Source organism: Nocardia sp. JMUB6875 (assembly GCF_041154655.1).
Classification (GTDB): domain Bacteria; phylum Actinomycetota; class Actinomycetes; order Mycobacteriales; family Mycobacteriaceae; genus Nocardia.
On the sequence record NZ_BAAFGR010000075.1, the window covers coordinates 22,900 to 34,691 of the forward strand.

13 protein-coding genes and 1 riboswitch are annotated in these 11,792 nt (G+C 68.8%); of the genes, 3 read left to right on the forward strand and 10 right to left on the reverse strand.

The genetic code is table 11. From position 1 onward, the window contains the following. Window positions 1–17: 17 nt before the first annotated feature. The 3 genes from ACAM49_RS20410 to fabD form a co-directional block, all read right to left on the reverse strand. Window positions 18–797 carry an SDR family NAD(P)-dependent oxidoreductase gene (locus tag ACAM49_RS20410; protein ID WP_369637126.1) on the reverse strand — a complete coding sequence of 260 codons (780 nt, stop codon included), beginning with the start codon at window positions 795–797 and terminating at the stop codon, window positions 18–20. Further along, entirely contained in the window at window positions 797–1,240 is a 444-nt protein-coding gene (locus ACAM49_RS20415) for an acyl carrier protein (RefSeq protein WP_369637127.1), read from the reverse strand. The genes ACAM49_RS20410 and ACAM49_RS20415 overlap by 1 nt, the downstream gene beginning before the upstream one ends. Window positions 1,241–1,329: 89 nt before the next feature. After that, the gene (gene fabD, locus ACAM49_RS20420) at window positions 1,330–2,262 is read right to left on the reverse strand and encodes an ACP S-malonyltransferase (protein ID WP_369637128.1); all 933 of its coding nucleotides are present in this window, start codon (window positions 2,260–2,262) and stop codon (window positions 1,330–1,332) included. 184 nt (window positions 2,263–2,446) lie between these two features. Here fabD and ACAM49_RS20425 point away from each other — a divergent pair, with 184 nt between their 5' ends. The 3 genes from ACAM49_RS20425 (at window position 2,447) to ACAM49_RS20435 (ending at window position 4,490) form a co-directional block, all read left to right on the forward strand. Next, a complete protein-coding gene (locus ACAM49_RS20425) occupies window positions 2,447–3,412 on the forward strand; it encodes a DNA polymerase domain-containing protein (protein WP_369637129.1) in 966 nt (321 codons plus the stop codon). 279 nt (window positions 3,413–3,691) lie between these two features. Continuing rightward, window positions 3,692–4,156 (forward strand): hypothetical protein, encoded by a 465-nt coding sequence (locus tag ACAM49_RS20430; RefSeq protein WP_369637130.1) that lies wholly within the window; start codon window positions 3,692–3,694, stop codon window positions 4,154–4,156. Between the two features lie 28 nt (window positions 4,157–4,184). After that, complete coding sequence (locus tag ACAM49_RS20435) at window positions 4,185–4,490, forward strand: DUF3467 domain-containing protein (protein ID WP_157514451.1); 306 nt, start codon at window positions 4,185–4,187, stop codon at window positions 4,488–4,490. Window positions 4,491–4,686: 196 nt separating this feature from the next. Here ACAM49_RS20435 and ACAM49_RS20440 read toward each other — a convergent pair whose 3' ends face one another. From ACAM49_RS20440 to ACAM49_RS20470, 7 genes are all read right to left on the reverse strand, one after another. Beyond that, window positions 4,687–5,988 (reverse strand): nitrate/sulfonate/bicarbonate ABC transporter ATP-binding protein, encoded by a 1,302-nt coding sequence (locus ACAM49_RS20440; protein ID WP_369637131.1) that lies wholly within the window; start codon window positions 5,986–5,988, stop codon window positions 4,687–4,689. A 26-nt stretch (window positions 5,989–6,014) separates the two neighbouring features. Further along, on the reverse strand, window positions 6,015–7,772 hold the full coding sequence (locus ACAM49_RS20445) for an ABC transporter permease (protein ID WP_369637132.1): 1,758 nt from the start codon (window positions 7,770–7,772) through the stop codon (window positions 6,015–6,017). Further along, entirely contained in the window at window positions 7,772–8,482 is a 711-nt protein-coding gene (locus tag ACAM49_RS20450; RefSeq protein ID WP_369637133.1) for a hypothetical protein, read from the reverse strand. The genes ACAM49_RS20445 and ACAM49_RS20450 overlap by 1 nt, the downstream gene beginning before the upstream one ends. A gap of 142 nt (window positions 8,483–8,624) precedes the next feature. Beyond that, complete coding sequence (locus ACAM49_RS20455) at window positions 8,625–8,804, reverse strand: hypothetical protein (protein ID WP_369637134.1); 180 nt, start codon at window positions 8,802–8,804, stop codon at window positions 8,625–8,627. Between the two features lie 233 nt (window positions 8,805–9,037). After that, window positions 9,038–9,209, reverse strand: a riboswitch (M-box (ykoK) riboswitch). A 126-nt stretch (window positions 9,210–9,335) separates the two neighbouring features. After that, entirely contained in the window at window positions 9,336–9,527 is a 192-nt protein-coding gene (locus ACAM49_RS20460) for a hypothetical protein (protein WP_326306908.1), read from the reverse strand. A gap of 267 nt (window positions 9,528–9,794) precedes the next feature. Further along, entirely contained in the window at window positions 9,795–10,787 is a 993-nt protein-coding gene (locus ACAM49_RS20465; protein WP_369637135.1) for an AraC family transcriptional regulator ligand-binding domain-containing protein, read from the reverse strand. 9 nt (window positions 10,788–10,796) lie between these two features. Further along, window positions 10,797–11,666 carry an AraC family transcriptional regulator ligand-binding domain-containing protein gene (locus ACAM49_RS20470; RefSeq protein WP_369637136.1) on the reverse strand — a complete coding sequence of 290 codons (870 nt, stop codon included), beginning with the start codon at window positions 11,664–11,666 and terminating at the stop codon, window positions 10,797–10,799. Window positions 11,667–11,792 lie beyond the last annotated feature (126 nt).

Here is an 11,792-nt window from a genome sequence, read left to right on the forward strand (position 1 = left end):
GTCACTCCTTTTCCGGATCAGCGGGAGACCAGGCGGCCATTGCTGAGCTGCACCGCCAGGCCGCCGTCCACCCGCAGCAGCTCCCCGGTGACGTAGTCGGCGGCCGGACTCGCCAGGAAGGCCACCGCCTCGGCGACCTGCTCGACGGTCCCGTAGCGGCGCATGGGGACATGGGTGCGGCCGCGCCCGCCGTCGCGCTGCAGCAGATCGCCGATCAGATCGGTCGGGATCACCCCGCCCAGAACGGCGTTCACGCGCACCCCGAAGCGGGCCATCTCCACCGCACACGCCAGCGTGAAGGCGTTCATCGCGCCCTTGGAGGTGCTGTAGTTGGACTGCCCGGTGAGCCCCTTCTCGCCCATGATCGAGGACACGTTCACGATCGCGCCGTCGCCCTGGGCCATGAGGTGCCCGGCGGCGGCGTGGGTGCAGTTGAACGCGCCGCCCAGGTTCACCTGGATGACCTCCCACCAGACGGCGGGATCCATATCGTGCAGCAGGCCGTCGCGGGTGATGCCCGCGTTGTTGACCAGAATGTGCAGGCCGCCCAGCTGTTCCCGGGTCTGCTCGACCAGATCGCGGGCAGCGCCGAGATCGGAGACATCGGCCCCGATGGCGACCGCGCGGCCGCCGGACCGCTCGATCTCGGCGACCACCTCGAGCGCCTCGTCCTTGTGCGAGCGGTAGTTGACCGCGACGGCCGCGCCGCGCCCGGCCAGGGTCAGCGCCACCGCCCGCCCGATGCCGCGGGACGCGCCGGTGACCAGCGCGACCCGCCCGGTGAAATCGCCCGGCATCAGGCGACCGCCTCGGTCTCGGCCGGGCTCGCTTGCTCGTCGGGACCGGCCGCCGCGCGCTGAGCCACCAGATCGACCAGATTGCGCACGGTGACCAGGCCGAGCACCTGCTCCCCGCGCAGCGGGCCGTTGAGCTCGGCGCGATCGAACTGCGGCAGCACCTTTTCCAGATGCGCGAGCCCGATCTCGGAGACGATCTCGTTCTCGTCGCCGAACTCGTCGTCGGGAATGCCGCCCTGCAGCAGTTCCTGCACGTCGGCGACGGCGATCTTGACGCCGGTGTCGCGGTGGATGCGGAACAGGATGTCGAGCAGGTCGATGGACTCCGCGCCGAGCTCGTCGATGAGCGTGGCGTCGAGCGTCACCTCGGACTGGTCGATGCCCAGGGCGTCGGCGATGGCGTCGATGACGGCGGGAGCGAAATCGGTGGTTGTTTCGGGCATGGCTATCTCCTTCGTGGTGGTACACCGGTGGGCCCCTTGGGCATCGACGCCCGAGGGGATGAATGACGTTGACAGTCGGTGTGATTCGGTCAGGCGTAGCTGGCGACGACGGCCGATATGCGGCGCGCGTCGTGGGTGCTGCGCACGGTGGCCGTGTCGAGCATGCGATTGGCGAGCCCGGACAGGACCCGCCCCGGGCCGATCTCGAGGTAGTCGGTGCAGCCGAGATCGGCCGCGGCGGCAATCGTTTCGATCCAGCGCACCGGGGCGGTGAGCTGGCGGCGCAGCAGTTCACGGGCCTCGTCGCCACTCGAAACCCGTTGCGCGGTCACAGAACTGAGAACGTCGATGGCCGGGTCGCGGAACTCGGCCACCGCCAGGTCGGCGGCGAACCGGTCCTCGAGCGCGGCCATGAGCGAGCAGTGGAACGGCGCGCCGACCCGCAGCGCGACCAGCGAGCCCGCGCCCTCCGCACGCAGCAGCTCCTCCGCGTCCGCCACCGCCGCGGCCGTGCCCGAGATGACCGACTGGTCGGGCGCGTTGTAGTTGGCGAGCTCGACCACACCGTCGATGCCCGCGCAGATCTCCTCGATGCGATCCGCGGGCACCCCCGACACGGCGGTCATCGCGCCCGGTACCGCCGCCGCGATCTCGGCCATCAGCTCGCCCCGGCGACGCACCAGGAGCAGCGCGTCGGCCAGATCCAGCACCCCCGCCGCGGTGAGCGCGGTGAACTCGCCCAGGCTGTGCCCGGTCACCAGGTCCGGCGCGAACCCCTCGGCCCGCAGCACCTCGAAGATGGCGTACGAGGTGGCCAGGATCGCGGGCTGCGCGATCTCGGTGGCGCGCAGCCGTTCCGCGTCACCCTCGCTGCAGAGCCTGCCCAGCGGCAGGCCCAGCACCTCGTCGGCGCGCTCGAAGACCGCACCCGCCGTACCGGGATGCTCCCGGATCAGATGGGCGGCCATGCCCTCACGCTGTGAACCCTGGCCTGGAAACATGGCGATCACACTGGCGTTCATTGTTGTCTTCCGAATCCTGCTGGTAGCCGGGGCTACTGCGAGACAAATCCCGAACGTCGCTGTCCGCGGTCCGAGTATGTGAATCCCGGCTCGAGCGGTCCTCGAGGAAAACCAAACACGCTGTATCGACTGGACACGGGGCTATCGACTGGACATGGGACACGACCGCGCGCATGGTGGGTCGATGGGTGACGATGCACGGGCCGGGCTGAAGTTCTCCAGCCTCGACAGCCCCCTGTTCGACGGGGCCGAGGCCACCAAGGGCGATCTGATCGACTATCTGGAGGCGGTCGGCGAGCGCATGGTGCCGTCGCTGCGCGGCCGCCCGCTCTCGGTGGTGCGGGTCCGGCCCGGTCAGGAACCCTTCATGCAGAAGAACCTGCCCAAGTACACCCCGGACTGGGTCCAGCGGGCGACGCTGTGGGCGGGCAGCTCGAAACGCGAGATCTCCTACGCGGTGTGCGACGACGTGCGCACGCTGCTGTGGTTCGGCAATCAGCGGGCCGTGGAGTATCACGTGACCCTGCTGCTCGCCGAGGGCCTAGCCGACTACTCCGGCAGCCCGACGCATCTCGTGCTCGATATCGACCCCGCGCCGGACGCGGCCTTCGGTCAGGTGGTGGCGGCCGCAGAGCTCATCCGGCAGGCCCTGGAGGCCGACGGGTTGGCGGGGGCGGTGAAAACCAGCGGCTCCAAGGGCGTGCACATCTTCGTACCGGTGCGCCCCGGCATCGATCTCGAGGACGCGGCGGCGGCCACCCGCGCCATCGCGGCGCGCGCCGAACGCCTCGACCCGGCTCTCGCCACCACCGCGTTCATTCGAGAAGACCGGGGCGGCAAGGTGTTTCTGGATTCGACCCGGGCGGGCGGCGCGACGGTGGTGTCCGTATACAGCCCACGTATCCGCCCGGGCGCGACCGTCTCCTTCCCGGTTGCCTGGTCCGACCTGCCGAGCGTCGATCCGCACGACTTCACCATCCGCACCGCCGCCAAACTGCTCGGCGACCGCGACCCCTGGGCCGAGGCCATGCCCGAACCTCAGGAACTCCCAGCGGATTTGGTGGAGGAGGGGCACACCATCCCGGTCGCGCGGGTGCAGGCCATGCACGAGGGCAAGCGCCGCGCCCGTGCCCGGCGTACCGCCCCTTGACATGGTTTGCCGATCATGTGCACATCCAAGATCATTCGATAAACCCTGTGCCATACCGATTTTCGAATCCTAGCTACTCGCCGGTCAGATGTTTCGAACAGGTTCCGGGCGCATTGCGGCCAATTCCCAAGGGGCAGAGGATTGTCACGTCACACTCCATCGGTGAAGTGGACATCCCCCAGAAGTAGACATCCCCCCAACGGATGCATTGGAGTCGAAATGGCACAGGAGACCGCGGAAGCGACGCGTGAGGGCACCGTGAGCCAGCGGGATATCGACGTGTTCCAGATGCGTGTCGACGAGGCCCGGCAGGAAGCGCAGAGCGCACGGCAGTACGCGCAACAGGCGCAGAGCCTGGCCCGGCAGGCGCAGCAGCAGGCGCGGCAGGTCCAGCATCAGGCGAATATGGCGCAGAGCGAGGCCAACCAGGCCACGCAGCAGGCGCAGCAGGCCCGGCAGCAGGCCAACCAGGCCCAGAACCAGGCGCAGCAGGCGCAGAACGAGGCGGACCGCGCGCAGAGCCAGGCCCAGCAGGCGCAGAACCAGGCGCAGCAGGCCCAGAACGAGGCCGCGCAGTCGCAGCAGAAGGCGCAGAGCGCGCAGGATCAGGCCGATCAGGCCAATCAGCTGGCGCAGCAGGCCGATGATCAGGCCACCCGCGCACAGGATCGAGCAAGTCAGCAGGAGCTGCAGCTCCAGCAATTCCGGCAGCAGACCCGGCAGCAGTTCTCGTCGCGTCAGTAGCTGAGATCACCGGTGGGGAGGTGTACTCATGACGGATGCGACACCACCGGTGAACGTCGAGGTGATCGTGCCGGAGGCCTGGAGTGCCGGGGTCTACGCCAACGGCTTCACCTGCTGGTACAACCGCACCGACTTCACCCTCGACTTCGTCGTGCACCTGCCCACCGATCCCGGCGTCGACGACAGCGGCAGACCCGTTGTGCGGCAACCTGTTCAGGTGGTGACCCGGGTGAAGTTCCCGCCGTCCATGGTCTTTCGGCTGATGCAGACCCTGAACGACAGCATGAGCAACTACGAGCAGCAGTTCGGGCCGATCGAACACCTGGGAGAATGAGGCCGGGAGAATGAAGAACACCATGCTGGTCACGAGCGCGATCATGACGGTGGACAGCCGGAGCGACCGGCCCATCATGGCCGATCCGGCCGTGCGCTACCGACCCGAACTCGTCCGGGGCCGTCGGTACCGCATTATCGCGGAAGTCCCACGGTCCCGGACGAATTGAGCCCGGCTCGGGCGGCCGCACCTGTCCTCAGGCCGCCGGGTCCCGCATCAGCAGGTGCTCGTCGGCGTCGTATTCGTAGAGTTCGCCGTAGCGGCCCCAGTCGATCGCGATGCGCAGCTGCTGCTGGGCGGACTCCTCGGTGAAGCCGCGGCGCAGCAGATCCAGGAAGAACCCGTCGCGCATGCGATGGTTCTGCGCGGTGCCCAGGGCGTGATCGATGGTCGCGACCAGCGGCGCCTTGGCGCGGGCCAGCCGCGCGAAAATCATTTTGGCACTGTCGATATCGGCCTGGGTGAACATGGTCCCGTCGACGGTGAGCTCGAGGTCGCCGTCCGCGGCGGTGGCCAGGCCGAGCATGGTCGCGGCATCCACCAGCGGCATCAGATCGTCGACCTCGAAACGCAACCCGGCGGCCAGATCCGGCAGGTCGGCGCGGCCGCCCTGCTCCGCCACCAGATCCAGCATGCCGGCGATGCCGTCCACCCCGGCGTCGGGCAGCGGGCGGGTGGTGGGGGTCGGCGCGATGCTCGCCCGGTCGCCGTCGAATCCGCCGTCGGTGAACAGCCGGTACGCCTGATCCACCAGGGCCTGGAAGGCCGGGCTGCGCGGATCGCGGGGCTGGCTCAGGCCCACCCGGATCTCGCCCTTGATGCGCCCGGGATTGTTGTCCAGCACCAGGATTCGGTCCGCGAGCAGCACCGCCTCCTCGATATTGTGGGTGACCATCAGCATGGTCTTGGTGGGGAAGGCGGTCTCGGCCCACAGCCGCATCAGCTCGCCGCGCAGGTTCTCCGCGGTGAGCACGTCCAGCGCCGAGAACGGCTCGTCCATGAGCAGCACCTCCGGCTGCACCACCAGGGCGCGGGCGAAGCCGACGCGCTGGCGCATGCCGCCGGAAAGCTCCTTGGGATAGGCGTTCTCGAAGCCGTCGAGCCCGATCATGTCGATGGCGTCGGTCACCCGCTCGCCGCGCTCGTAGGCCGAAACCCCTTGGGCGCGCAGTCCGAGTTCGACATTCTGGCGCACGGTCAGCCAGGGCAGCAGCGCGAAGGTCTGGAACACCATGGCGGTGCTGGCATTCGGCGCGGTGATCTCCGCCTCGCGCAGCCGCGCGGTGCCCGCCGAGGGCTGCACCAGCCCGGCGATGATGCGCAGCAGGGTGGACTTGCCGGAGCCGGATTTGCCCAGCAGCGCGACGATTTCGCCCTCGCGCAGTTCCAGGCAGACGTCCGAGAGCACGGGCAGCTGCTCGCCGGAGGGGTTGGTGAAGTTCTTGGTGACCTTGTCGACGGTGATGATGGGGGCGGCAGTGTTCATGGTGAGAGTCATGGCCTGCCCTCCTTTCGAAAGATGTTTCAGTTCAAGGCGAATCGCTGCTCGGCCGTGCGTTGCAGCCGCCGCCAGACCAGCCGGTTGATGGCGACGGTGACGATGCTCATGACCAGGGTGCCGAGCAGCACCTTCGCGAACTCGTCATGGGAAGTGGCATTGGTGATGTACGCGCCCAGGCCGAACGCCTCGAGATGGGTATTGCCGGAGTCGACCACCTCGCCGACCAGCGTGGCGTTCCACGCGCCGCCGAACGCGGTGATCGCGCCGACCATGTAGCCGGGTGCGATGGCGGGCAGGATCAGCGACTTCCAGCGCTCCCGGCCGTGCACGCCGAGATCGTCCATGGCCTCGCGCAGATCGGTGGGGATCTGCCCGGCGGCCGCGATCACGTTGAACAGCACGTACCACTGCGCGCCCAGCGCCATCAGCACAGTGCCGCCGATATTCAGCGAGATGCCGGTGTAGGTGAGTCCCGCGATCACGAAGATGTAGAGGAACTGCGCCGGGAAGCTGGCCATGACCTGCACCACCGGTTGCGCGAACCGGCAGATGCGCGGATTCATGCCGATCCACACGCCGATCGGTACCCACACGATGGTGGACACGATCAGCAGCACCACCACGCGGCTGAGACTGACCAGGCCCATGGCGGTGGCGGGCCCGAATTCGGCGAAGCCGACGGTCCGGTCCAGGTAGGTGGCCAAGGTCCAAGCGCCCCAGGCCATTCCGGCGAACACCAGGCCGAAGAACAGCACATCCCCGGCGCGGCTGCCGCGCTTGTCGTCCCACGCGGAGCGGGTGCTGCGCCCGAACACCCGCATGGCGCGGTCGACGACCTCGCCGACGGGCCGCAGCCGCGCCCCGACCCGCGCGGGAATCGTGCTGCGCCGCACCAGATCCAGCACCAGGCTGCGCGGGGCGACCGCGGCCTCGGTCTGCTCCACCCGGAACCGCTCGGCCCACGCGGTCAGCGGCCGCCAGAACAGCACATTGACCGCGACGATGCACAGCACCATCACGCCCGCGCCCGCCATCAGCTTGCCCACGGCGGCGTCGGAGGTGGCCGCGGCGATGAAGCTGCCCATGCCGGGCAGGGCCTGATCCCGGCCCGAGACGCTGATGATCTCGGAGGAGGCCAGCATGAACCAGGCGCCGCCGAAGCTCATCATGCCGTTCCACACCAGCGGAATGGTGGCCGCCGGAATCTCCACGTGGCGCAGCCGCTGCCAGCGGGTCAGGCGCATCATGCGCCCGGCCTCGTCGAGTTCGCGGGGGATATTGCGCAGCGCCTGGTAGTAGGCGAAGGCCATGTTCCAGGCCTGCGCGGTGAAGATGGCGAACACGCAGGCCGCCTCCGCGCCCAGCATCGAGCCCGGGAACAGGCCGATGAACAGGGTCACCGTGATCGATACCAGCGCCAGCACGGGCACCGACTGCAGGATGTCGGTCATCGGGATGAAGATCTTCTCCACCCGCCGCGAGCGGGCCGCGAGCTGGCCCACCACCAGGGTGTAGACCATGGACAGGCCCAGGCCCAGGAACATGCGCAGCGTGGTGCGGGCCGCGTAGTAGGGCAGGTTCGACAGATCGGTGGAGACGGCGTCGGGGCTGTCGCCCGGCACCCACGGCACCGAGATGTCGCGACCCAGCTTCAGCACCAGCAGCGTCAGCACGACCACACCGGCCACCAGTGCGTAGTCGGCGGGACGCAACCCGGTGCGCGGCCGCGCGACATCGGGAGATGTCTTGGGGCTGTTCGGGATTACGAGTTCTGCGGTCATCAGTTGTCCTCGGCGGGCGGCGCGGTCATGACGTTGTATGCGTGGATGCCCGAGGCGATGAGCGCGGGTACACCGATCAGCAGGTTGAAGGCGACCACACCGATGCCCGCCCCGGCGACGGCGCCGAGCAGACACCCGGCCACTGTGCCGATACCGGGGGTGGCGATGAAGGTGCCCAGGGCTCCGGCGAAGACGCAGCCGAGCGGGCCGCCGATGATCGCGCCGAGCAGGGTGCCGACCGAGACGGCCAGGCCCAGTTCGGTATTCGCGTTGGCCATGGCGTCGTTCATCCGGTCCTCGGGGCTGTCACCGCCGGCGATGGCCGCGGCGGCCGGGGAGAGCAGGCGGCGCTCGTCGTCTGTGAGCAGGCGGGTGCGATCGGTGGCCGGGGTCAGGGTGGCGTCATTGCCGTCGATGTGCGCGTCGACGGGGTAGGCCGTGTCGCCCTTGACCAGGGTCAGCGGAATCGCGCCGACCACAACGCCTTTCGGATCGACGATCTGCAGGTGCCGGTCGGCGACGCGCAGCGTGCCGAGACCGGTGTGCAGTTCGACGGCCTGCCCGACGATCTTGGCGTCGACGTGCAAGGTCGGAGCGTCGGCGAGCGTGGTGTCGTTCGGAACGGGCGTATCGGCATAGGCGGTGGCCTGGACGGTGAGCATGGTGGCGGCGGCGGTGGCCGCGGCCATCATGAGCGTGCGGATCCTCATCGGGTGTTCCCCTCATGCAATGGCTGCCCGCACGGGTATCGGGGCAGCATTGAATTCCGTCGCGCACATTTGTGCGGACGGCATCGGTTGAATGCGTAATTGCGGGAATTGTTACCGGAATTACGCTGCGAAATTCTCTATTTCAGCTGTGGAAAGGGTGTCCGCCCAGCGAGGCGGTGTAGACGGCGACCCGCGAGCGGGCGGCCTGCATGTTGTGGCGCTCCTGGTCGGTGAGCCGGGCGCGGACGGTGAGGCGGCGGGCGATCCCGCTCAGCGTCGCCGTGAGCGTGCCGGTGCGCGGGGTGATGGCGATGACGGCCATGATTGTGCTCCTCTGCGGAAGTTGCTCCGCCGCAAGAGCTTTCGGGCATGCCGAAGGGGCTGCGCTCAGGTCTGATCGCGGCGGGAGAGGGAGAGGGTCATAGGTCGACCCGGACTCGGATACGGACTGTCGCCGGATTGCATGTCTTCTCTCACCGCCTTCTCGCCGGGACGCACGCGGGCGTCGGGATCGATAATCCATCGCACGGGGAGGTGGCCACGCCGAACGGCGTACGGGCACCCCTCTCGTCAGAGCTTCGGCACTGCACGACGTATCCCGTTGTTCGGGAAGCCACCTGGGGTAACCCCTTAATCCGGGGAAACCTGTCCTGAGCCTGGGCGTCTCTCGACGTCGTCGGATCAGTGGCCTGTGTTCGTGTAGGAGCCTCGCCTATCGAGGTGCGAAGCCAACGTATCGAATTCGATATCGAAAGTCAAAATGCTGAATAGTTCCGTAGAACTGCAATAGGCGTCCGCGACCGGACCGCCACCGGTCTCGGTGGCGGCGCCGTCGATCTCACCCATGCCGCGTCTAGTGCTCCAGGAATGTCGCGACGATGTTCCAGAACATGTTCCGGTCCACACTGTGGAAATCCCAGCTCTCGGTGAGGCTGTGGGTGGCGCTGACGATCGCCGGGATGTCGAAGTCGTGCCGGGTGGCGGTGCCCTTGGCCTCCACGGCGGTGACGACGTACGCGGTGGCGGTTTCTGCGGTGTGGGCCACGAGGAAGCTCCAATCGATTAACCGGTCCGGTGGATGGTGCGGTGGATGCGTGGCCGTGGACAGCGTCGGCCGCGACCACACATCCGTAACGCCGTGGCGTGCCTCGCGGCCGGCGCGTCATGGCGTATCCGACCAGTCTTGTTTCCGGGGACGCCGCGGGGGAGTTCCGAAGACGCCAAACCGGCCGGGGACACGCCAACCTAGCTGTGTGGTTGCCGGAATACCGTACGGTAGGTGCGATTTCGGCGTGCGAGCGGGGTCGGGTTTCTAGGAATCCGGGCGGTCGCGCCAGCGGTTCACGGCCCGCCGCAGGCTCGCCGGATCGGCGTATCCGAGGAATTCCGCCTGCTGGGCGCGTGGAAGGTGTTCGGCCCGTTGCAATCTGCGGCGGCGCGCGCGGTCCACCTCGCGGCGCCAGGTGGTTCCGGCGTCGGCCAGGCGCCGTTGCAATGATCTTGGTGAGGTCAGCAGCCGCCGCGCTACCACTTCGAGGGTCGCCACGCCGTCCGCGAGGGCGGTGTCGAGGGCATCGCCGAGCTGATCCAGCCAGGTCACCCCGAATTCGGGAGTGGCGGGCAGGGTGGCCGCGTAGGTCAGCAGGACCGCCGTCAATTCGGGATCGGCGGACTTCATGGGCAGCGCCAGATCCGTCGTCCGCAGGGTGAGGGTGTCGGCGTCGCTCCCGAATTCGATTGCGCGGGTGCCGAACAGCTCGGCGAAGGCGTCGAGGCGGGCCGGGGCGGCCTGCCGCAGGCGCACCCGGGACGGGACCACCGGATACCGGGTGGCCGCGCGGCCCCGGCCGACGATCAGGGCGAAGGTGGCCTGTACCAACAGCTCTCGACCCCGGCAGTCGTCGACCACCGAGACCACTTCGTAACAGACCTCGTGTTCGGAGCGCTCCGCGATCCGGAACCTGTAACTCGTTGTGAGACTGCCGCTGTGGCGCACGCACGCGTCCAGGGCGGCGCCCAGAGTCGCGGCCGACAGGAACAGGTACTCCAGCAGCCCGAACTCGCCGGTGGTGCTCTCCTCCGAAACCCGCAGGGCGATATCGGGATCGCCGGACTCCTGCTCCAGCAGCTCCCACGCGCGCAGGCAGCAGCGCGGGGCCACCCGGGTGCCCTCACCGCCCTCGCGCCAGGATGGCACGCCTGCCAGCCGGGCGATGCGGTCCGGATCGAGTCCGGCGCGGGCCGCCCGCTCCAACGCGAAACGCGCCATGAGAATGCTGTCGTGGCAATCGGATCGATTAGTCACGAGCGCCCATCACCCCAAGGCCCGGCCGCGCGCGCCGGCCAACTCCCGGCTCCAACTGGTGCCCGCCGCCGCCAACCGCCGCCGAAGTGTCCGGGCGCTGATACCCAGCCGCCGGGCCATGTCGTCCGGCGTCACGGTCGCGAGCGGCAATGAATCGAACTCCGCGGCAAGCAGATCCACCCAGGCGCGGGCCGGGGGTGTGGACAGGGTGGCGACGGCCGCGCTGCGGCGCAGCACGGCGGCGAGGCTCGGATCCGCACCGGGCTGCGGCCGGTCGCGATCGGCGTGATGCAGGGTGAGAGTGTCGGCGTCGGCCCCGAATTCGATCGCGGCGGTGCCGAAGAATTCGGTAAACGCCGCGTGGTGACGCGGTGCGGGCTGCCGGAAGGTGACCGCGGCCGGTGCGATCGGGGCCTTCGCCGCGAGGCGGGCCCGCGAGACCAGGAACGCGAAGCTGGCCTGGGCGGCCAGCTCCGCGCCACGCCCCTCGGCCGTGGTGGCCGCCGCGACGGTCAGGTGTCGCTCGGTGTCGGCGACCACGTCCATTCGTCTGGTGGTGGTCAACCGTGAGCCGAATTCCGCTGCGGCCCGGAACCCTTCGCCCACGGTCGGCGCGGTGGCCACCAAATAGTCCATCAACCCCAATTCCCCCATTCCATACCGTTCGGCCGCTAGCAATCCCACCTGCGGCTGCTCGATCTGCCGCTCGAACAACTCCCATAGCCGCGGATAACACTGCCCCGGAACGCTTCCCGACGCCCCGTCGAGGGCACCCGGCCCGATACCCGCCGCCCGCGCCAGCTCCACCGCGTCCACCCCCGCCGCGCGCGCCCGCACCAGCACGAACCGTGCCAGCAGCACGCTGTCCGGGGGGGTCATAGTTTCGAGACGCGCCGGGAATCGTGGTCTTCCACATGCCTTTTGCGGGCGCGGTCGACCTCGAGGCGCCAGGTGGTGCCGGATTCGGCGAGGCGGCGCTGGAGGGTGCGGGGGCTGGTGTAGAGG